18 protein-coding genes and 1 tRNA gene are annotated in these 19,406 nt (G+C 57.3%); 9 read left to right on the top strand and 10 right to left on the bottom strand.

Annotated elements, in window-relative coordinates; translation table 11 throughout:
- The first annotated feature begins 58 nt into the window (after positions 1-58).
- The 5 genes from ALP8811_RS10240 (at position 59) to ALP8811_RS10220 (ending at position 2,428) form a co-directional block, all read left to right on the top strand.
- Positions 59-466 carry a universal stress protein gene (locus tag ALP8811_RS10240; RefSeq protein WP_108857006.1) on the top strand — a complete coding sequence of 136 codons (408 nt, stop codon included), beginning with the start codon at positions 59-61 and terminating at the stop codon, positions 464-466.
- 89 nt (positions 467-555) lie between these two features.
- Positions 556-942: a TFIIB-type zinc ribbon-containing protein gene (locus tag ALP8811_RS10235; protein WP_108857506.1), complete on the top strand. Its 387-nt coding sequence runs from the start codon at positions 556-558 to the stop codon at positions 940-942.
- Positions 943-1,012: 70 nt separating this feature from the next.
- The gene (locus ALP8811_RS10230; RefSeq protein WP_108857005.1) at positions 1,013-1,333 is read left to right on the top strand and encodes an antibiotic biosynthesis monooxygenase family protein; all 321 of its coding nucleotides are present in this window, start codon (positions 1,013-1,015) and stop codon (positions 1,331-1,333) included.
- A 19-nt stretch (positions 1,334-1,352) separates the two neighbouring features.
- Positions 1,353-1,937: a rhodanese-like domain-containing protein gene (locus tag ALP8811_RS10225; RefSeq protein WP_108857004.1), complete on the top strand. Its 585-nt coding sequence runs from the start codon at positions 1,353-1,355 to the stop codon at positions 1,935-1,937.
- A 92-nt stretch (positions 1,938-2,029) separates the two neighbouring features.
- Positions 2,030-2,428 carry a hypothetical protein gene (locus tag ALP8811_RS10220; protein WP_245924615.1) on the top strand — a complete coding sequence of 133 codons (399 nt, stop codon included), beginning with the start codon at positions 2,030-2,032 and terminating at the stop codon, positions 2,426-2,428.
- A 37-nt stretch (positions 2,429-2,465) separates the two neighbouring features.
- On the opposite strand, the gene ALP8811_RS10215 is transcribed toward ALP8811_RS10220, so the two are convergent.
- Complete coding sequence (locus ALP8811_RS10215; protein ID WP_108857003.1) at positions 2,466-2,858, bottom strand: hypothetical protein; 393 nt, start codon at positions 2,856-2,858, stop codon at positions 2,466-2,468.
- A 158-nt stretch (positions 2,859-3,016) separates the two neighbouring features.
- Here ALP8811_RS10215 and ALP8811_RS10210 point away from each other — a divergent pair, with 158 nt between their 5' ends.
- The 3 genes from ALP8811_RS10210 (at position 3,017) to ALP8811_RS10200 (ending at position 9,652) form a co-directional block, all read left to right on the top strand.
- On the top strand, positions 3,017-4,813 hold the full coding sequence (locus tag ALP8811_RS10210; protein WP_108857002.1) for an ABC transporter transmembrane domain-containing protein: 1,797 nt from the start codon (positions 3,017-3,019) through the stop codon (positions 4,811-4,813).
- Between the two features lie 151 nt (positions 4,814-4,964).
- On the top strand, positions 4,965-6,857 hold the full coding sequence (locus ALP8811_RS10205) for an acyl-CoA synthetase (protein ID WP_245924614.1): 1,893 nt from the start codon (positions 4,965-4,967) through the stop codon (positions 6,855-6,857).
- Positions 6,858-7,069: 212 nt separating this feature from the next.
- Complete coding sequence (locus ALP8811_RS10200) at positions 7,070-9,652, top strand: cation-translocating P-type ATPase (RefSeq protein ID WP_108857001.1); 2,583 nt, start codon at positions 7,070-7,072, stop codon at positions 9,650-9,652.
- Positions 9,653-9,658: 6 nt separating this feature from the next.
- Here ALP8811_RS10200 and ppsA read toward each other — a convergent pair whose 3' ends face one another.
- The 6 genes from ppsA to ALP8811_RS10170 all read right to left on the bottom strand — a co-directional run bounded on the left by ppsA (position 9,659) and on the right by ALP8811_RS10170 (position 17,880).
- Entirely contained in the window at positions 9,659-12,064 is a 2,406-nt protein-coding gene (gene ppsA, locus ALP8811_RS10195; protein ID WP_108857000.1) for a phosphoenolpyruvate synthase, read from the bottom strand.
- Positions 12,065-12,192: 128 nt separating this feature from the next.
- Complete coding sequence (gene pgi / locus ALP8811_RS10190; protein ID WP_108856999.1) at positions 12,193-13,803, bottom strand: glucose-6-phosphate isomerase; 1,611 nt, start codon at positions 13,801-13,803, stop codon at positions 12,193-12,195.
- Positions 13,804-14,091: 288 nt separating this feature from the next.
- The gene (gene zwf / locus ALP8811_RS10185; RefSeq protein WP_108856998.1) at positions 14,092-15,543 is read right to left on the bottom strand and encodes a glucose-6-phosphate dehydrogenase; all 1,452 of its coding nucleotides are present in this window, start codon (positions 15,541-15,543) and stop codon (positions 14,092-14,094) included.
- A gap of 4 nt (positions 15,544-15,547) precedes the next feature.
- Positions 15,548-16,579, bottom strand: a complete 1,032-nt coding sequence (gene gap, locus ALP8811_RS10180; RefSeq protein ID WP_108856997.1) for a type I glyceraldehyde-3-phosphate dehydrogenase — start codon at positions 16,577-16,579, stop codon at positions 15,548-15,550.
- 97 nt (positions 16,580-16,676) lie between these two features.
- Positions 16,677-16,970 carry a hypothetical protein gene (locus ALP8811_RS10175; protein ID WP_108856996.1) on the bottom strand — a complete coding sequence of 98 codons (294 nt, stop codon included), beginning with the start codon at positions 16,968-16,970 and terminating at the stop codon, positions 16,677-16,679.
- A 223-nt stretch (positions 16,971-17,193) separates the two neighbouring features.
- Positions 17,194-17,880: a D-lyxose/D-mannose family sugar isomerase gene (locus ALP8811_RS10170; protein WP_108856995.1), complete on the bottom strand. Its 687-nt coding sequence runs from the start codon at positions 17,878-17,880 to the stop codon at positions 17,194-17,196.
- 620 nt (positions 17,881-18,500) lie between these two features.
- Between ALP8811_RS10170 and ALP8811_RS10165 the strand changes: the two genes are divergently transcribed.
- Positions 18,501-18,674, top strand: a complete 174-nt coding sequence (locus ALP8811_RS10165) for a hypothetical protein (protein WP_219928724.1) — start codon at positions 18,501-18,503, stop codon at positions 18,672-18,674.
- 12 nt (positions 18,675-18,686) lie between these two features.
- On the opposite strand, the gene ALP8811_RS10160 is transcribed toward ALP8811_RS10165, so the two are convergent.
- From ALP8811_RS10160 to ALP8811_RS10150, 3 genes are all read right to left on the bottom strand, one after another.
- A complete protein-coding gene (locus tag ALP8811_RS10160) occupies positions 18,687-18,962 on the bottom strand; it encodes a DUF6953 family protein (RefSeq protein ID WP_108856994.1) in 276 nt (91 codons plus the stop codon).
- Positions 18,955-19,146 carry a YodC family protein gene (locus ALP8811_RS10155; RefSeq protein WP_108856993.1) on the bottom strand — a complete coding sequence of 64 codons (192 nt, stop codon included), beginning with the start codon at positions 19,144-19,146 and terminating at the stop codon, positions 18,955-18,957. Before ALP8811_RS10155 ends, ALP8811_RS10160 begins: the two co-directional genes overlap by 8 nt.
- Before the next feature lie 185 nt (positions 19,147-19,331).
- Positions 19,332-19,406 (bottom strand) — tRNA-Phe (locus ALP8811_RS10150).

The following is a 19,406-nucleotide window of genomic DNA, read 5'->3' as shown; positions in this document are numbered from 1 at the left end:
ATCGTTCGCGCGTTACGTATTGATCAAGACGAATTGAAGCCCATGAAGGAGCTGACTCATGTATAAAAACATTCTTGTGCCGATCGCGCTTGACCACGACCGTAACACCTCCGAAGCGCTTGCTATCGCCAACGCCATTTCCGAAGATGGCGCGAAAATCACTGCACTCCACGTGATGGAGGAAGTGCCTGCCTATGTCGCCCAGTATTTGCCGGAAGGGCAGTTGGAAGACAATGTGAACGAGCTGGAGCGCCGCCTGCAGGACGAGCTGAAGGACGCTTCGAATGTCTCGATTGCCGTGATCTCGGGTCATGCGGGCCATGCCATTGTGGATTATGCCAAGGACAACAAGGTCGATTGCATCGTTGTCGCCTCGCACCGTCCGGGCCTGACAGACTTTTTCCTGGGATCGACAGCCGCGCGTGTTGTACGCCATGCGCCCTGTGCGGTTCACGTGTCGCGCTGACCTCTCTCCCTTCTTGCGTGACTGAATGGCGGGCCCCTTGTGGCCCGCTTTTTCGTGCCTACATGATCCTCAATACAGGAGGATCCATGATGAAATGTCCGGTAGACGGAACCGAGCTTTTGATGACCGAACGCCAAGGGGTCGAGATCGATTATTGCCCCAAATGCCGTGGTGTCTGGCTGGATCGCGGTGAGTTGGACAAGATCATCGAGAAAACGACTCCTGCGGTGGAACTGGACGACCCGGATCCGTATGTCGCGCCCCCTCCGCCCCCCTCCGAGCCCGTATATCAAGGTGAACCCCGCCACATGCGCCCCCGAGAAGAGATGGAGCGTGGGGCCGGGATGAAGCCCGGATCGTCGCGCAAGCGACCGTACGACGATGATGATGACGATGACGAATATCGCCGTGCCAAACGCTATAAGAAAAAGCGCCGCAAATCGGTCCTGTCCGAGCTTTTTGACATTTTTGACTGACCCTGTGGCAAGATCACATATTCATATGTGATCCAAATGCGGCTAGGCTTCTTCTATCAAGGAGGAAGCCATGCCCAAAATCAGCAAAGCCCCCGACTATCAAACCGTTATCACCACGTTCGAGATGACACCCGGCACCTGTCAGGATCTTCTGGACGCGCTGTCGGATGCCTACGAGAGCTTCATCTCGAAGCAGCCGGGTTTCGTCGGCGCTGGGCTTCATGTGAATGATGCCCAGACGCGGATTGCCAATTACAGCCAATGGACCCGGCGCGAGGATTTCCAGGCCATGCTGCGCACCGAAGAAATGCGCGAGCGTAACCGGAAGATCGCTACCCTCTGCAAAAGCTTTGAGCCCGTCATGTATGACGTGTTCGAAACCTTCAATTGATCCGACAGCAGGAGCTGACATGAAACCCTTCCTGACCGCAGCGGCTATTGCCCTGATTACTACCCCTATATTCGCCGACGTGAACATCACTCGGGATATGCCGTGGGTGACCGTCCCAACTGAGAATGGCGAGGTCGAAATCTCGCGCATTGATGATCCTGCGCACGAGCTGTCGGGAGAATGGGCACGGACCTCGCGCGATTGCCCGAATTTCTGTGTGCAGCCGATGGTGCCGGCACCCGGTGTCACCCCCATTGGCGAGCTAGAGCTTCTGAACATGCTGCAAGATCCCGACGCGATCGTGGTCGACAGCCGTGTCGCGGCGGATCACGAAACCGGAACCATTCCGGGCGCAATCTCGATTCCCTACAACGAAGCTACGGACCGTTTGGACGAACTGGGCTGCGAGCTTGATTTCGATGGGTTTGACTGCGAAGCGGCCAAGCCGGTCGCGCTGTTTTGCAACGGCAACTGGTGTGGTCAGTCCCCGACCGCCGCCCGCCGCATGATTGAAGCAGGCTATCCCGCCGACAAGATCCACTACTATCGCGGCGGTATGCACGCATGGCGGATGCTGGGTCTGACGGTGACGGGTGACAGTTAAGCAACGGTCAGGTCAGCCACCATTGACCTTGGGAAGCGCCATCCCCATTCTTTAGGCACGCCGCTTGTCGGCTTGTGTTTAAGGGATGGGCCATGCGTCATCGCATTCAACTGCTGAAAACTGCCGCTTTGGCGCTGGGCGTGGCCTTCGCGTCGCAGTCAGCCGTGGCGCAAGAACAAGTTGGGTCCTTTACAGTCTTCGTTGGCAAATCTGATCTGACAAATGCCAATGGGAAAGCGTTGGTCGAGCCGTGGAAAGTCCTGAGCAGGGATCGGGCGAATTACCACCGCTTTGGAGTAAGTCAGCCCGGCGATGAATGGGATCCGTTTTTTGGCACCAACAAAAGCCGGAAGGGTATTCAGGCGCTGGTCGCACGTGGGAACGTCGGACCCAAGGCGGCGAAACGTTTGAGAAATGGTGGGACAATCCTGATCCGTGTCTTTGGGCAGGGTGGCAAACCCACTGCGATCAAGATTTCAGTTCCCAACTAAGGGCAACGGACACACCTTTTCGATAAACAAGTCGCGCTTACTCTGGATACGCACGAATACACGCCGCACGAGCGGTCGCTGCGGCGGGAGCAAGCTTGGTGCGTTGCGCCTTTAACCGCGCCAGTTTCTCACGCGTGTCGTCTATGTCCACCGACACAGGCGTTTCAATCGTGTGAAACCGCGTGGTGGGGCAGGGGACATAGCGCTTTCCCTTGACGTGACAGATGCGTGTCTTGGTATAGGGGACCGTCTGTCGGTGCAGCGCGTATCCGCGGGCCAGCGTTTCTTCCAGCTCTTCAATCTGTGCTGAAATCGCCCGATATTCTGCCGTTTCACGCGCAATGCACTGTTTTTGCGGCGTGGCGCAGGCCCCAAGCAATATCAGGGCAATCCCGACAGCAGGCAGACGTAGTTTGGATGCATTCAACATGATACGCGCTCCGATACTCGATATTCGTATCTGTCCAGCATAGCGGGAACACGTCCCGGACAAAAGCACGTCTGCGTGACGGCGTTTGCGGCAAATATTCAATGTTGCTTGTGTGTATTGGGTGGTTTCGGTATCCGTGCACCAAAGGAGCAGATCACATGGCAAGACAGGCAGGTGCGTCCAGCGTCGAGATGGACGAACGCGAGAAATCCAAACGTATTGGTGCGCTGTCGGGTCTGTGGCCTTTCATGCGGCCCCACAAAGCGTGGATGCTGGCGGCCTTTGTTGCGCTGGTGTTCACCGCCGGGATTTCTCTGGTCTTGCCGATCGCAGTGCGCCGCGTGGTCGACGGGTTTGGCGAAGCCACGCCCGAGCTTCTGGACAAGTATTTTCTTGCGGCCCTTGCGGTGGCGTCGCTGCTCGCGCTGGGCACGGGGCTTCGGTATTATCTGGTCACCCGGCTGGGCGAGCGGATCGTGTCGGACATTCGTAAAGCGGTCTTTGATCGCGTCGTCGGGATGAGCCCGGCCTTCTATGAAAGAGTCATGACTGGCGAGGTGCTGTCGCGCATCACCACCGACACCACACTGATCCTGTCGGTGATCGGGTCGTCTGTTTCGGTGGCGCTGCGCAATGTGTTCATCTTCATCGGCGGGATGATCCTGATGCTGTTCACCTCGGCGAAACTGACCGGGTTAGTGCTGTTGATCGTGCCGGTCGTCATTGTGCCGATCATCGTGCTGGGCCGCCGTTTGCGCGTGCTGGGGCGTGAAAATCAGGAATGGATCGCAAAAAGCTCGGGCAATGCCTCTGAGGCTTTGCTGTCAGTGCAAACCGTGCAGGCCTTCACGCATGAAGACCGTAGCCGCAGTGAGTTTTCCCGCCTGACCGAAGAAAGCTTCCTGTCAGCGAAGCGCAGGATCTCTACTCGTGCGATCATGACCGTGATTGTGATCTCTCTGATCTTCTCGGGTGTAGTCGGGGTTCTGTGGATCGGTATGCGTGATGTAACAGCGGGCGAGGTTTCCATTGGGGCGCTGGTCCAGTTCGTGATCTATTCGGTCATGGTCGCCGGTGCCGTTGGTGCCCTGTCCGAAATCTGGAGCGAACTTCAGCGTGCCGCAGGTGCCACTGAGCGTCTGGTCGAGCTTTTGAACACCGAAGATCAGGTCAAAGACCCCGCGCAGCCTGTCGCGATCACCACACGCCCGACCGGGGCGCTGACGTTTGATGATGTCACCTTCCACTATCCTGCGCGCCCCAATCAGGCGGCGCTGGAAGGGATTAGCCTAGACGTAGCGGCGGGTGAAACCGTTGCGCTTGTTGGCCCCTCGGGGGCGGGTAAGACCACCATCGTTCAACTGATCCAACGGTTCTATGACCCGGAAAGCGGGGCGGTGAAGCTGGATGGTGTCGATCTGCGTGATATGCGCCGCGATGAGTTCCGTAAATATGTCGCCCTTGTCCCGCAAGACGCGGTGATCTTTGCGGCATCCGCGCGCGACAACATCCGCTTTGGTCGCCCCGATGCCAGTGATGCCGAGGTCGAGGCCGCCGCCAAGGCCGCCGCCGCCCACGACTTCCTGTCGCGCCTGCCGGAAGGCTATGACACCTATGTTGGTGAACGCGGTGTGATGCTGTCGGGTGGTCAGAAACAACGTATTGCTATTGCCCGTGCCATCCTGCGCGACGCGCCGATCCTGCTGCTAGACGAAGCCACCTCGGCCCTTGATGCGGAAAGCGAACGTCTGGTTCAGGGCGCTGTGGATGAACTGGCGCAAGGCCGCACCACCTTGATCGTGGCGCACCGTCTGGCGACTGTGAAGAAAGCCGACCGGATCGTGGTCTTTGACGAAGGTCGGATCGTGGCCCAAGGCACACATGACGAACTGGTCGCACAAGACGGTCTTTATGCCCGTCTGGCACGACTTCAGTTCACCGAGGGCCAGATTTAAGCTTTCCCTGCCTGAAAACGGGGCCATCCTTGGCGACGCTTACCTTCCGTAAACGTCAATTCCACGTCACGTCAGACTTGCGAGCAATGGCGTTTACGCCCATTCTCAGCTTCCAAACAGGCCCGAAAAATGGGCGTAGGGAGGATGTAGGATGTTTGAATTTGGCTCGATGCAAGATCGGGATGCTGTCGAAGCAGAAATGAGCTGGGAGGCGCGGGATAAACCCAGCACCCTATACCAGATGCTTGAGCGCACTGCGCGTGCCTTCCCCGACCGTCCTGCTGCCTCGTTCCAGATCACGTCTGGCCCAACGGATCCCAAGGAAACCGTGACGTGGCAGCAGATGCTTGACCGCTCGTGTCAGGCGGCGAACCTATTTCGGTCGTTGGGCATTGGGGAAAACGACGTGGTGGCATTTCTGCTGCCGAACTCGAACGAGACGATCTATACCCTGATGGGCGGCGGCATCGCCGGGATCGTAAACCCGATCAATCCGCTGTTGGATGCCGAACAAGTCGCAGGGATCCTGAAGGAAACCGGGGCCAAGGTTCTTGTGACCCTGAGGGCGTTCCCCAAATCCGAGGTCGCCCAGCTGGCGAACGAGGCCGTCGCCATGGCCCCGAACGTCAAGACCGTGCTTGAGATCGACCTGAACAAATATCTGAAGCCGCCCAAAAGCTGGATTGTGCCTCTGGTACGTCCGAAGAACCCGGTGAAGCACAATGCCAAAGTTCTGGATTTCGTGGCCGAGATGAAGCGCCAGAACACCACGCTGGACTTCGAGGACAAAACCGACGACCGCGTGGCGGCGTATTTCCACACAGGTGGCACCACTGGCACGCCCAAGGTTGCACAGCACAAGTATTCTGGCTTGGTCTATAATGGCTGGTTGGGCGCGAACCTTCTATTTGACGAAGAAGATGTGATTATCTGCCCTCTGCCGCTGTTCCACGTCTTTGCGGTCCACGTGATCTGGATGGCCTGCCTGATGTCAGGCGCGCATTTCGTGCATCCCACCCCGGCGGGCTATCGCGGCGACGGCGTCTTCGACAATTTCTGGAAGCTGATCGAACGCTACAAGGTCAGCTTTATGATTTCGGTTCCGACGGCCTTTGCCGCTTTGATGCAACGCCCTGTAGATGCGGATGTTTCATCGTTGAAAACGGCGTTCTCGGGCTCGGCCCCGTTGCCGATCGAGCTATACAACCGCTTTGTCGAAGCGACCGGCGTGAACATTGTCGAAGGCTATGGCCTGACCGAGGCCACCTGTCTGGTGTCCTGCAACCCGCCCACCGGCGCGAAAAAGGTCGGGTCGGTTGGTGTTCCGTTCCCCTATACCGATGTTAAAATCCTGACCTGTGACGACGCGGGAACTGTTCTGAAAGAGCACGGTGTCGATGAGGTGGGCGAGATTTGCCTGACCAACCCCGGTGTTGTCACAGGCGCGACCTATACCGAAGAGGCCAAAAACAATGGGCTTTTCGCGCAAGGCACGCATTTGCGCACGGGCGATCTGGGGCGTCTCGATGAAGACGGCTATCTGTGGATCACCGGCCGCGCCAAGGATCTGATTATCCGTGGTGGCCACAACATCGACCCAGCCGAGATCGAAGAAGTTCTAGCCGGGCACGAGGCTGTCGCCATGGTTGGCGCAATCGGTCAGCCCGACAGCTATGCGGGCGAACTGCCCTGTGCCTATGTCGAACTTGTTGGCGGGGCTCAGGTGACATCGGAAGAACTGATGGCCTTTGCCAAAGAGAATATTCACGAAAAGGCTGCTCTGCCCAAGCATATCGAGATCCTGGACGAGCTGCCGAAGACGGCCGTCGGCAAGGTGTTCAAACCCGATCTGCGCAAATCCGCAATCGCGCGCATCTATGACAAAGCGCTTACTGAAGCAGGTCATGCGGCGTATGTGGCCGAGGTTCTCGACGACAAGAAGCGCGGTCTGGTGGCGCGTCTCCAAGCGACGGGCGAAGTCGATCATAACGCGGTCAAGCAATGTCTGGGCGAGTTCACACGCCCCTTCGAATGGATGGACTGATCTGATCCGACTGAACGAAGAAATGGGCGGCCAAACGGTCGCCCTTTTTTTTGACGGCCAATGAAAAACCGGTCGCCAGTCAAATCGTCCTAGGCTGGCTCATCTGCTCATCAGTGGCAGGAAACAGAAACACTGCACTGATCTGACGCATTGTATCAAACCGCATCGTGCGTCAAATCTAGAGGGTGAATGATATCGGCACAGGAAGATGAATGGAACCTGATCGGGCAGTGAACCAAGTGACCGGCCTAACGGACGTCGAGGCGCAAGATCGCTTGCGCATCCATGGTCCGAATGTTGTCGGAGAAGCGAACGCCACACCTGCCTGGACCATCCTCGTGCGCCAATTTACCGGGATATTGGTGGTACTTCTGATCATTGCAGGACTGGTGGCATTGGCCCTTGGCGAACGGGTCGACAGCATTGCCATCGGTCTGGTTGTTGTTCTGAACGGCGCATTGGGTTTTGTTCAGGAATGGCGCGCTGAAACCTCGCTTGCAGCATTGCGCGAGATGTTGTCGCCGAAAGCCCGGGTGGTTCGCGACGGCATTCCGATCGAAATTCCCAGCCGCGATCTTGTACCGGGCGATCTTCTTTTGCTCGAGGCCGGTGACCAAGTCCCTGCTGATGCGCAAGTGGTCTCGGCTGTTGCATTGCGCATTGATGAGAGCGTGCTGACAGGCGAGTCCGTTTCCGTCGCTAAATCTACAAAGGAAGAAGGTGACCGTAACAAGGTGATGATGGGAACCTATGTCGTTGCTGGTCGCGCCGAGGGGATTGTCAGTGCTACCGGGGCGTCGACGGCGTTTGGAAAAATTGCCACCTTGACCGTTTCTGTTGAAGACAAGGGTACCAACCTCTCGCGGCAGCTTGGGCGATTGGGACGCCAGTTGGGCATTGCTGCATTAGGACTTGGCGCTGCCATCGCGATATTAGGAATAATGGTGGGGCGCGATGCGCTAGAGATGGTCATGACGGGTATGTCCATGGCCGTTGCCATTATTCCCGAAGGCCTGCCCGCAGTGGTGACCATTAGTCTGGCCTTGGGGGCAGGCGCGATGGCGCGGCGCAACGCCTTGGTGCGCCGCCTACAAGCCATTGAAAGCGTTGGGGCAGCCTCGGTCATCTGTACGGACAAGACCGGTACCTTGACGGAAAACATGATGACAAGCGAGCTGCTGTGGGTCGCTGGGCAGGACTATACCGCTGTCGGCACCGGATACGATCCCGCAGGCCGGATCCTGCACGGCGACACTCCGATCCGGTACGGCGAAAGCGCCGACCTTGATGCGGCGTTAGACGTCATGATCGGATGCAGCCATGCCAGCCTGCACCGCGAAGGGGACAGTTGGCGCATGGTGGGGGATCCAACCGAAGGGGCATTGGTGACCTTTGCTTACAAAGCTTGGACCCCCATGCCATCGGCAGCCGCGTTGGCGGAAATCCCGTTTTCCTCGGAACGCAAACGCATGAGCATGGTGCGCGAAAGCGAAGGCGGGTTGATGCTGTTGGCGAAGGGCGCGCCCGAGCAGATGTTGGAAGTCTGCGTGACATGGCTCGGACCGGACGGCAGTGTGCCGCTGGATCAGGTAGCCCGCGACCAGATTGAACAGAAATACGCGGATATGGCGGCCAAGGGGCTTCGGGTCATTGCTTTGGCGCGTCGTCAGGTGGCCGATCAGCGGGTCGGGGATTCCGATTTAGAGTTCATCGGGCTCGTCGGCATGATCGACCCGCCGCGCCCCGAAGTTCGGGACGCCATTCAAACCTGTCTACGCGCCGGTATGCGGATCATCATGATCACCGGCGACGGCCCTCTGACGGCGCGTGCGATTGCAGACGCCCTTGGCCTGCCGGTTAGCAAAGTGATGACCGGAAGCGAGCTGGAGGGCGTTGACGACGCGGCGCTGAGCGACATCCTCAGCGAACCTACGCTGTTTGCGCGCACCTCTCCTGAACACAAGATGCGGCTGGTGAAGGTTTTGCAGGCGCAGGGCCATATCGTTGCGATGACAGGTGATGGGGTGAACGATGCTCCGGCGCTGAAGCAGGCAGATATCGGTGTCGCGATGGGGATCCGGGGCACGGATGTCGCCAAAAGCGCTGCAGATCTTGTATTGCTGGACGACAATTTCGCCACGCTGAAAGGCGCGGTCAGCGAAGGGCGGCGACAGTTTGCGAATATCCAACGGTTCGTGCGCTACCTGCTGGCCTCGAACGCGGGCGAGGTCGTGGCAATCCTGACAAACTTGGCGCTGGGCGGGCCATTGATCTATCTGCCCACGCAAATCTTGTGGATGAACCTTGTGACCGACGGGGTGACCGCCTTGGCGCTGGGGCTGGAACCGGGCACCTCGGATCAGATGAGCGACCCGCCGCGCCGCCCCGAGGCCGGCATTCTGGACCGCAAAGCGCTGGGCATGATCTTGGCGTTTGGCACCTATACGGGCGCGGCCAGCCTGTATCTTTTCTATACCTTCATGCCCGACGGCGTCGTCGTGGCGCGGACGGCAGCCTTCAGCGGGATGGTGATCTTCGAGAAGATGAGCGTCTTTGCCTTCCGGTCCTTCTCGCAACCTTGCTGGCGGTTGGGGTGGTTCTCGAACCCCAAACTGATCATTGCGCTGGTTGCAATGGTGTCCCTGCAAGTGGTCGCGATTTACTGGTATCCGCTTCAGCAATTGCTGCGGGTTGCCCCATTGGACTGGGCACATTGGCAGGCGATCATTCTGTTCGCGCTGCCCTTGATTGTGGTGCCTGAGCTGATCAAATCCCTGCGGATGAAGAAGGACTAGCGGCGGCTAGTCCGATCTTTCACCCTCGGCGCTTGCGACGTTGCTTTTCACGGCGAAGAAGCTGTCCGGCGTGACCGAGATCGTATCGATCCCGGCTTGCACAAGTAGTTTCGCGAACTCGGGGTCGTTGCTGGGGGCCTGCCCGCACAGCCCGACCTTACGACCCGCATCGTGCGCCTTGGAAATGACCGTATTGATCATCCACAAAACAGCCGGATCGCGTTCGTTAAACAGATGCGCCAAGGCCTCGGAATCGCGGTCCACCCCAAGGGTCAGCTGGGTCAGGTCGTTCGACCCGATCGAGAACCCGTCAAACCGTTCGGCAAAAGCTTCGGCCTCGATCACGTTCGACGGGACCTCGCACATGACATAGACCTGAAGCCCGTTCTTTCCACGCTCAAGGCCGTGATCCGCCATGGTCGCCAGCACGCGGTCGGCTTCTTCGACTGTGCGGCAGAAGGGGATCATGACGATGACATTGTCAAAGCCCATTACCTCGCGCAGATGCCGGATTGCTTTGCACTCCAACGCGAACCCGTCCTGATACGCATCATCATAGTACCGCGACGCCCCCCGGAACCCGATCATCGGGTTTTCCTCGTTGGGCTCGAACTGACGCCCGCCAAGCAGGTCGGCATATTCGTTGGTTTTGAAGTCGCTCATGCGGATGATGGTGGGGTTGGGATACCACGTCGCAGCGATCCGCGAGAGGCCCATCGCCAGTTTCTCGACGAAATAGTCGGCCCTGTTGTCATAGCCCCGTGTCAGGCGGTCGATCTCGGCCCGCACATCCGCGTCGGTCAGCGTGTCATAGCGTGTAAGCGCCAAGGGATGCACCCGAACCTCGTTGTTGATCACGAACTCCATACGAGCAAGCCCGACACCATCCACGGGCAGACGCCACCAGCGCAAAGCGGCGGCTGGGTTGGCGAGGTTTAGCATGACTTTGGTCTGCGTAGACGGGATTTGATCCAGCTGCTGTTCCTCGACCGTCACCTTGGCTTCTCCGGCATAGATCACCCCCGTCTCACCTTCAGCGCAGGACACGGTGATGTGCTGTCCGCTATGCAAGATCTCGGTGGCATTCGACGTCCCGACAATCGCCGGCACGCCCAGTTCGCGACTGACGATGGCAGCGTGGGATGTGCGGCCCCCGTGGTCGGTCACGATGGCGGCGGCGCGTTTCATGATCGGCACCCAGTCCGGGTCGGTGTTCGACGTGACAAGGATTGACCCGTCCACAAACTGGTCCAGATCCGTCACGTCATGGATCATGCAGACTTCGCCCGTGGCGACCGAGCTTCCGACGCTAAGGCCGGTTAGCAACGCCTCGCCCGTATCGTGCAGCGTATAGGTTTGGAAAGCGCCAGCAGCTAGATTGGACTGCACGGTTTCGGGGCGGGCCTGCACCACATAGAGCAATCCGGTTTCCCCATCCTTGGCCCATTCGATGTCCATCGCGGTGCCGTAGTGCGCCTCGATCTTGACCGCGGCACGGGCCAGTTCAAGAATTTCGGCATCAGACAGCACGAAGCCTGCACGCTCGACCTTCGAGGTCGGGACATTCCGCGTAGGCGCGCCTTGTTCGCGGCCATAAATCATTTTGATTTCTTTGGCACCAAGCGCTTTGTGAACGATCGGGGTCAGCGCGTCTTGGTCAAGAAACGGCTTGTAGACTTGGTATTCGTCCGGGTCGACGTGACCCTGAACCACGTTTTCACCAAGTCCCCAGGCCGCGTTGATCAGGACGATCTTGTCAAACCCGCTTTCCGTGTCGATCGAGAACATGACGCCCGAGCCGGAAAGGTCCGAGCGGATCATGTGCTGCACACCGACGGACAGGGCGACCTCGAGATGATCAAAGCCCTTGATCTGGCGATAGGTGATGGCCCGGTCGGTAAACAGCGAGGCCAGACAAGCCTTACAGGCGTCAAGAAGGGCGTCTTCACCACGTATGTTCAGAAAGGTTTCCTGCTGCCCGGCAAAACTTGCGTCAGGCAGGTCTTCGGCGGTGGCCGACGACCGCACGGCGACAGCGGGATCAGGCTTTCCGACGCGTGCGCTCAGCTCGCGATAGGCCGCGCGGATGTCCCGTTCGGCATCGTCGGGCCAAACCCCTTCGGTGATGGCGGCTCGGATCGTCTTGCCTGCCGTGGCCAGCGTGATCCGTTTGGCGTCAAGTTTGGGCAGAACATCCCGAAGCACACGGTCCAGACCATTGTCCGAGATGAAGCTGCGATAGGCGTCAGACGTGGTGGCAAATCCGGGGGGTACACGGATCCCGCTTTCGGAAAGTGACTGAAGCATCTCACCCAAAGAGGCGTTCTTCCCCCCAACTTTGGCGATGTCCGTACGCGAAAGATCGTCCAGCCAAATCAGCGTCGGCGACGTCGTCTTCAAAGCATCTGTCATGCAACCCTCCCTGAGTTCATCGCCTATTTGTAAGCCTTCTGGCATAAATACGCGTTGATCCCGGTCAAGGTGGACAGTGTGGTTGATATGCTTATCAACCGGCAATGTGGGGACGGCCCTTTTGAAGGTCAGGGCTTGGACAGCAACCTTAGAAGCCCTTGTGTTGACGGGTCTTTGCTGTTCGCAGATGCGCCTTTGATCATTGGCACAAGAGCATTGGCCAGTTCCTTACCCAGCTCTACGCCCCATTGATCGAACGAGTTGATCCCCCAGATAGCGCCTTCCACGAATACGCGGTGCTCGTACAGTGCAATGATCTGCCCAAGTGTGAATGGTGTCAGCTGTGGATAGACCAAAGTCATTGACGGGCGGTTGCCCGGAAAGGTTCGGTGCTGGGCCTGGATGCGTTGCGCGTCACCTTCAAACCCGAGAGTTGTGGCAATCTTTTGCGCCTGTTCGAAGGTGCGGCCGATCATCAGGGCTTCGGATTGCGCTAGGCAATTGGCCTTGAGCAGATCGTGATGCGCGCGCAGCTCTGGCTCGTGACTTGTCGATGCAATCAGAAATTCCGAGGGCACGATGTCGGTGCCCTGATGCAAAAGCTGGTAAAACGCATGTTGTCCGTTGGTGCCGGGCTCTCCCCAGACGACCGGCCCCGATGCACGCGCCAAGGTGTCGCCATTGATGGCAACCCGTTTCCCGTTGCTCTCCATATCAAGCTGCTGAAGATACGCGGGCAGACGGGCTAGACGCTGATCGTACGGCAAGATCGCACGGGTGGGATAGTCACAGATATTGCGATGCCATATCCCGACCAGTCCCATCAGAAGTGGCACATTCTCTGGGGCAGGGGCGGTTTGGAAATGCTCATCCATGGCATGTGCGCCGGATAGGAAGTCGTGGAATCCTTCCGGGCCAATTGCCAGCATGATCGCAAGGCCGACGGGCCCCCAAAGTGAATATCGTCCACCGACCCAATCCGAAAAACCAAACACCCGATCCGGTGCGATTCCCATATCGGCCGTCTTGTCGCGTGCAGTTGAGACGGCTGCGAGATGATCACTTGCGCGATCTCCCAATGCAGCATGCAGCCATGTGATAGCTGTATCTGCGTTGGTCATGGTTTCGATCGTGGTAAAGGTCTTCGAGGCAATGATGACCAATGTTGACCGGGGATCGAGCATTCGCAACGTGTCTGAAATCTGGGCGCCATCAACATTGGACACGAAGTGACAGCGGGGCCCATTGTGATAGGGGGCCAGTGCCTGCACCGCCATGGCCGGTCCCAAGTCCGAGCCGCCAATGCCGATATTGATCACATCAGTAAATGCCCCGCCTTGTGCGGTTTTGATATGGCCCGAACGGATGTCACGTGCGAACTGTTCCATCGCCTGCAGGGTTTCTGCAACTGCTGGTCGGACATCCTCTCCATCAACAGACAGCGGATTGCTGCCCCCGTCCCGCAGAGCGGTGTGTAAAACAGCCCGGTTTTCTGTGGCGTTGATACGGTCTCCGCGGAACATGGCGTCCCGATACGTAAAGACACCTTGTTCGGAGGCCAGATCGATCAGCAGGCTCAGCGCTTCGCGATCGATATTTGTTTTCGAGAAGTCCAGAAACACCCCGTCTGCCCCGGCAGAGAAATCATCAAAACGATCAGGATCTTCAAACAGCGAGAGGATAGGCCGCTCTCTTGCCGTGTCGTGGTTGTCTTGCAGCTTGTTCCAGATATCGGTCATTTGCTTTTCCTCAGCTGTGAGGCCCGTTTGGCAAGTGAACAGATGCCGTGGGTTTGTTTGAGTGCATCCTGTGGGCGGAGCGTCATGAAGTACTCTCCAATTTCATGCTCCGAATGCTGCCATCGGCAGCTTTGGTATGAGTTTGACCCATGCAGTTCAGATACGCGCGCGTTGGACCTTTGGATGTGGCGGGCCAAACACGGTGCAGACCAGTCGAGCGGAGCTTCCGGCTGCGGGCAATGATGGGGTCTGTTACCCGCAGGACCGTTTCGTGCGGCTTGATCATGGTCAGGCCATGATCTCGCGCCAGCGCCGCCCTTCGCGGTGTAGCAGCATCAGGGCGTCCTCGGGGCCCGAGCCACCGGGGTCATAAGGCGCAGGTGTGCGACCCGCATCTTGCCAACCTTCAATAAGGGGATCGGCCCAAGCCCAAGCAGCCTCGACCTCGTCACCGCGCATGAACAGGGTTTGGTCTCCGCGTATCACATCCATGATAAGCCGCTCATACGCGTCCTGAGGTTCGGCGTGCTGGTCCAAAGCATCGGCGAATGTCATGTCCATCGATACTTCGGTAAGCCGGAAGCCACCGGGGCCAGGCTCTTTGATGGTGTTGCGCAGCGTGATCCCTTCGTCCGGTTGCAGACGGATAATCATGGCATTGCCGCGCCGTCCCTCCATCTTTGGGAAGATCATGTGCGGAGGGTCACGGAACACGATGGCGATCTCGGAACTGCGCGCCCGAAGCTTTTTTCCTGTACGCAGATAGAACGGTGTTCCAGCCCAACGCCAGTTCCCGATGTTTACTTTGATTGCGACAAAGCTTTCGGTGCGGCTTTGGGGGTTTCCCGAGTGGTCGTGATAGCTGCCCTCTTCGCCCTGCGCCCTGTACTGGCCGCGCACAATGTCGGATTGGTCTACGGGCTCAAGCGCCTCGATCACTTTGACCTTCTCGTCGCGCACTGCGTCGGGCGTAAACCTCGACGGAGGCTCCATTGCGGTCAGGCAGAGAAGTTGCATCAAGTGGTTCTGCACCATGTCCCGCATGGCGCCGGACCGATCATAGTATTCCCCACGGCCTTCAACCCCAAGGCTCTCGGCCACAGTGATCTGGACGTGGTCAACGTGGGTGGAATTCCACAGCGGTTCCCACAAGGAATTGGCAAAGCGCAGCGCCATCAGGTTCTGCACGGTTTCCTTCCCAAGATAGTGGTCAATCCGATAGATCTGATGCTCTTCGAAGTTCCCGCGCAGATCAGCATTCAAAGCTTTGGCCGATTCCAAATCATGCCCAAAAGGCTTCTCCACAACGATGCGGCTTTGAGGGGTGGCGATCCCGTGGTTGTTCAGTTTGTGTGCAATCGGTCCAAACAGGGAAGGCGAGACAGACAGATAGAACGCGCGCACCATGTCCGGGCGTAAAGCTTTGGAAAGCGCGTCCCAGCCGTCTTGCCCAGCCGCATCGACCTGGACGTAGTCGATGGTTTGCAGGAAGCTTTCCAGCGCGCTGCTGTTCTCTTTTGCCGCAGAGGCGAATTTGAGAAGGCTAGACCGCGTCAGTTCAATGAATGCAGCCCTGTCCATAGCGCTTCGCGCCGTGCAAATGATCCGGGCATCTTGTGGCATCTGCCCCACCGCAAATCGGTGGAAGAGCCCAGGCAGGATCTTACGACGCGCAAGATCACCTGTGCCCCCGAATAGAACAAGATCGAACGGATCAACTGGTATGACACGAGAGACCATCGCTTCAGCTCGCCAGCTTCAGGGAGCCTGAGGCGCGAAGCAGTTCACCGATCCGTCGGCCAGTGTCGATCATCCGGTTGGAAAAACCCCATTCGTTGTCATACCAGCTGGCCACACGCACCATGCCGTCTTCGGTCACAGTGGTTTGGGCCGCGGCAAAACAGGACGAATGTGGGTCGTGGTTGAAGTCGATCGACACAAGCGGATCTTCCTCATAGGACAGAACGCCCTTCAGTTGACCTTGGGCAGCCTCGGCAATGGCGGCGTTAATCTCGTCACGGGTAACCGGAGTTTCGGGCATGAAGCACAGATCGACCAGCGATACATTTGGGGTCGGCACACGTACCGCCGAGCCTTCCAGCTTGCCTTCGAGATCAGGCAGCACCAGAGAGATCGCCCGCGCGGCCCCGGTCGAGGTCGGTACCATCGACATCGACGCCGCGCGGCCCCGGTAGAGGTCTTTGTGGTTCGTATCATGGCTGGGCTGGTCGCCTGTAAAGGCGTGGATGGTGGTCATGTACCCGGTCTTGATGCCGAAGGCGCGGTGCAGCACCATCGCCACAGGGGCAAGGCAGTTGGTGGTGCAGGACGCGTTCGATACGATCTGGTCGTCGGCAGTAAGGTCGTTGTGGTTCACACCATAGACCACTGTCCGGTCAGCATCCTTGCCAGGTGCCGAGATCAACACCCGCTTCGAGCCGTTCTGTAGCAGGCGAGCAGCCTGATCGCGGGCCGTGAACAACCCGGTGCATTCGTAGGCAATGTCGACATCGCCCCACGGAAGCTCTTCGGGATTGCGAAGTGCGGTTAGCCGGATACGGCGCTGCCCAACGACAAGCGTTTCGCCGTCGACAGCAACTGACTCGCGCAGGCGCCCATGAATACTGTCATACTTGAGCAGATGGGCGATGTTCTCGGGCGGGGCCAGATCGTTGATGGCAACGACCTCGATATCTTGAGATTCCTGTTCGATCAGGGCGCGCAAGACGCCGCGGCCGATACGTCCGAAACCGTTGATGGCAATCCTGAGTGTCATGGTCTTATCCTCTTCACGGTGTGGATCAGCAAGTGATAGCGCTAACATGTTGGTGTGTCTTTAGCGACAATTGAGCGGCGTGTCAAAGCTCCCATGCTCAGGGCGGGTTTGCACCCGCGCGCGAAACGGTGACGGCGGCTACTTTGGCGCCGCATTTCATTGCCTGCTGCAAGGTGTCAGCCGACATGGTTTCCAACTGCGGTCCAGCGAGGCATTGCAACTCGTACAGCTTGGCCAGAAAGCCTGTGTTGAATGTGTCCCCGGCATTGACCTGAACCACAGACCTGTCCGCAAGGAAACCGGTTGCCCTTTCTCCGCCGCGCGTCAGGATCAGGACAGAAGGGCCTCGTTCCAACAACGCGGTATAGGCCTCGGCGGCAGCTTCCAGCATGCTGCCCACAGAGTATTCGTCAAAGAAGCATTAAGTTGCGTGCCGTTCAGAAGGCCGTTGTAGAGGGTGGGATCCTGTCGATCAAAACTTCACCGCAACAAAGGAACGCGGGTTTCCTATGGTTGTTCGGCCGTCATCGGCATGACATCCCATTTACTGACTAGTTTTGACGGTCCAATTGTTGAAACCAAAGATTCGTTTCAACAATTAGCCTATCAAACCGTCAGCCCAACCACTTGCTGTAGTCGCTGACCAATAGATGCGTGGGCACCTCATCTTCTTCGACCTCGGCAAACCGGCCAATGGGCGCGCGGAAGATATTGTCGGTCTCGTCGTCGTTGACGGTCGAAACCTCGCCGATCAGAACGTCGCCACCTTCGCCCCAGAAGGCATGCCAATCACCGGGCATCAGGGTCACGCTTTCACCGGGGGCGAGCTTCAGCTTCTCTCCTGGTGCGAATTCGCGCTGGAGTCCGTCGCAATAGACCGTGCCGCCACGATCCTCGGCGAAATTGCCTGCATCGTCCGAGCCGTAAAGCTCGATCACCAGCGTCGCACCGCCCCGGTTGATGATGTCCTCGGCCTTGATGACATGGGTGTGCATCGGGCTAAGCTGGTCCTGCCGCGAGATCAGCAGTTTCTCGGCATAGCACATGCCTCCGCCGCGCTGCAGATCGGTAAGCCGTCCATTGCGCAGGGTGAACAGGAACAGTCCCATCTCGTCAAACCTTCCATCCCCGTAATCGGTGATGTCCCAGCCGCACCGCGCGTTGATCACGTTTCTGGCGACCTCGCGCTTGGCCTTGAATTCATCGGGCGTCCAATAGGCAAATGGCGGTAAAACGAAGCCATACTGGCGGATCATCTCGTCCGCTTCTGCCATGATTTGGTTAATTCGAGAGCGTTTCATATAAAGACCCGGATGCTGTGAGCCGCCGCAGGGCGAAACGCGGAGACTGTTGCCTGACTAGATTCTGAATAGTGTTAGGTTGGCAAGCCTAGTCAACCGAGCGATGGCTTAGATTGTTCTATAACATCGGTTCAGGCTGAGACGCCGGGTGTATTTTAACTAGAGCTTCGCGCTTGATGATTGACGGTCTGCAGTCCTGTTAGCCAGCTCCACGACAGCACAACCAAAGCCGTTGGAATGCGCCGCGTCGCAGCAAGCCAAATCATTGAGTTTGAAGTGGTGCCCGGGGGCGGAATCGAACCACCGACACGAGGATTTTCAACCGGGTTGTCCGTCTTAGAATTCAGAGACTTAACCGACACGAGAATAATTGATCCTCTGGTCGGTGACTCATAACCATCTGAACAGGCTCAGAAATAATTTTGTCTCGCAGCAAACAACATTCTTGAGACAACAATGAGTCAAAATCCACGACCTAAGTTAGCTCGATACAGCCAGCCGTGGTAGACTGTTGCTATTACCAAATAACCACAATTTTTATGATGCGAGCAAAAATGCGTGTCCTTTCTGTGGAAGAACAAAAAGGGTCAGATGAAGAGATAATGGGTGAGATTCTGAAAATGACGGCAGTCTCCAAAAGTGAGGGTTACGACGAGACTGGCGACGACGAGAACAACACTTATGCCAAGTGGTCCCCGTCTGCGTCATTCGAGATTGATATTCGTAACCCCAACTTGTTTGGAAAGTTTGTGGTCGACCAAGAGTTCTATGTCGACTTCACTCTTGCCGATTAGGCAATCCGAAAACTATTCTTGCATCCGGCCAGGTTCATCCCTGGCCGTTCGCTTTCTCCAAAGTCGCCCACTACGTGACCAAACAATATCATCGCCGCTAATCTTCTTAAACTTGTCCAGTACCTTCTTGTCGATTGCCGGGTTTCCGTTGGCATTGTCGTAGGTAAATTGCTTCCCAAACTTCTTCATTATCGTCCAGACAGCATCATCTTGGTATAACTCACCTGAGAGAGATTGCTGCTGCATCCACTCTGCGACGTCATCTGTTGTAGGTTGGCTGTTATTCATTGCTGTCGTCCTCCACGAGAACTAGAGACGCAGGTGGAAAATATCCACTTTCAAGTTTTCGGCCTCCAAACCACTGACACTGTACGTCGTTGTCCCCAAATGTGGTTTCCGCTTTTTTTACAGTCATTTCCGGTCCACCTGACTTAAGCATCACCACTTCGCCAACTTCAAAATCTCTTGCCATCTATTCATCCCTAAATTGCTGAATTACTCGATCACTCGCAACTTAGGTGTCACTTGTGCCTACTTCAAGAAAATCCACAACATTTTGCGGCAAAGGACCAAAAAGAACAAAATATGAACCTGAGACAAACGCGAGACAAAGTGTCTGCGAGACAAATCTAAAACCAGCTAACTCTTTGATTTAAATGGTGCCCGGGGGCGGAATCGAACCACCGACACGAGGATTTTCAATCCACTGCTCTACCCCTGAGCTACCCGGGC

It is taken from the genome of Aliiroseovarius pelagivivens (genome assembly GCF_900302485.1).
GTDB classification, from domain to species: Bacteria; Pseudomonadota; Alphaproteobacteria; order Rhodobacterales; family Rhodobacteraceae; genus Aliiroseovarius; species Aliiroseovarius pelagivivens.
This window is presented reverse-complemented; position numbering and strand designations above follow the sequence as displayed.

Bases quoted from the DNA above. Each gene is read 5' to 3' on its own strand.
- ALP8811_RS10210 (WP_108857002.1), top strand. From the start codon at position 3,017: ATGGCAAGACAGGCAGGTGCGTCCAGCGTCGAGATGGACGAACGCGAG.
- ALP8811_RS10230 (WP_108857005.1), top strand. From the start codon at position 1,013: ATGCCCAAAATCAGCAAAGCCCCCGACTATCAAACCGTTATCACCACG.
- pgi (WP_108856999.1), bottom strand. From the start codon at position 13,803: ATGACCGATATCTGGAACAAGCTGCAAGACAACCACGACACGGCAAGA.
- ALP8811_RS10175 (WP_108856996.1), bottom strand. From the start codon at position 16,970: ATGCTGGAAGCTGCCGCCGAGGCCTATACCGCGTTGTTGGAACGAGGC.
- ALP8811_RS10220 (WP_245924615.1), top strand. From the start codon at position 2,030: ATGCGTCATCGCATTCAACTGCTGAAAACTGCCGCTTTGGCGCTGGGC.
- ALP8811_RS10240 (WP_108857006.1), top strand. From the start codon at position 59: ATGTATAAAAACATTCTTGTGCCGATCGCGCTTGACCACGACCGTAAC.
- zwf (WP_108856998.1), bottom strand. From the start codon at position 15,543: ATGGTCTCTCGTGTCATACCAGTTGATCCGTTCGATCTTGTTCTATTC.
- ALP8811_RS10200 (WP_108857001.1), top strand. From the start codon at position 7,070: ATGGAACCTGATCGGGCAGTGAACCAAGTGACCGGCCTAACGGACGTC.
- ALP8811_RS10225 (WP_108857004.1), top strand. From the start codon at position 1,353: ATGAAACCCTTCCTGACCGCAGCGGCTATTGCCCTGATTACTACCCCT.
- ALP8811_RS10155 (WP_108856993.1), bottom strand. From the start codon at position 19,146: ATGGCAAGAGATTTTGAAGTTGGCGAAGTGGTGATGCTTAAGTCAGGT.
- ALP8811_RS10215 (WP_108857003.1), bottom strand. From the start codon at position 2,858: ATGTTGAATGCATCCAAACTACGTCTGCCTGCTGTCGGGATTGCCCTG.
- gap (WP_108856997.1), bottom strand. From the start codon at position 16,579: ATGACACTCAGGATTGCCATCAACGGTTTCGGACGTATCGGCCGCGGC.
- ppsA (WP_108857000.1), bottom strand. From the start codon at position 12,064: ATGACAGATGCTTTGAAGACGACGTCGCCGACGCTGATTTGGCTGGAC.
- ALP8811_RS10160 (WP_108856994.1), bottom strand. From the start codon at position 18,962: ATGAATAACAGCCAACCTACAACAGATGACGTCGCAGAGTGGATGCAG.
- ALP8811_RS10165 (WP_219928724.1), top strand. From the start codon at position 18,501: ATGACGGCAGTCTCCAAAAGTGAGGGTTACGACGAGACTGGCGACGAC.
- ALP8811_RS10235 (WP_108857506.1), top strand. From the start codon at position 556: ATGAAATGTCCGGTAGACGGAACCGAGCTTTTGATGACCGAACGCCAA.
- ALP8811_RS10170 (WP_108856995.1), bottom strand. From the start codon at position 17,880: ATGAAACGCTCTCGAATTAACCAAATCATGGCAGAAGCGGACGAGATG.
- ALP8811_RS10205 (WP_245924614.1), top strand. From the start codon at position 4,965: ATGTTTGAATTTGGCTCGATGCAAGATCGGGATGCTGTCGAAGCAGAA.